Here is a 414-nt window from a genome sequence, read left to right on the forward strand (position 1 = left end):
CCCTGGCCGTCGGCCATCACCTGAATCTCGATGTGACGCGGGTTCTCGAGGAATTTCTCCATGTAGACCATGTCGTTGTTGAAAGCCGCTTTGGCTTCCGCTTTCGTCATGTCGATGGATTGTTCCAGATCTTTTTCACTGCGCACCACGCGCATACCACGGCCGCCGCCACCGCCAGAGGCTTTGATGATGACCGGGTAACCGATGCGTTTGGCAATGGCACGGTTTTTATCCATGTCATCGGTCAGCGAGCCGTCAGATCCTGGCACGGTCGGCACACCGGTTTTCTTCATCGCGGTGATTGCAGACACTTTGTCGCCCATCAGGCGGATGGTGTCAGCTTTCGGGCCGATGAAGATAAAACCAGAGCGCTCAACCTGCTCGGCGAAATCGGCATTCTCAGAGAGGAAGCCG

Annotated in this window: 1 protein-coding gene; it reads right to left on the bottom strand. The window is 56.3% G+C overall.

From position 1 onward, the window contains the following. A partial coding sequence (locus tag WFP70_RS26875; RefSeq protein ID WP_337024912.1) for an ATP-binding protein occupies positions 1 to 414 on the bottom strand: 414 nt, incomplete at both ends.

Origin of the sequence: Pantoea sp. USMM079 (assembly GCF_037153115.1) — a bacterium.
Taxonomy (GTDB): Bacteria; Pseudomonadota; Gammaproteobacteria; order Enterobacterales; family Enterobacteriaceae; genus Pantoea; species Pantoea communis.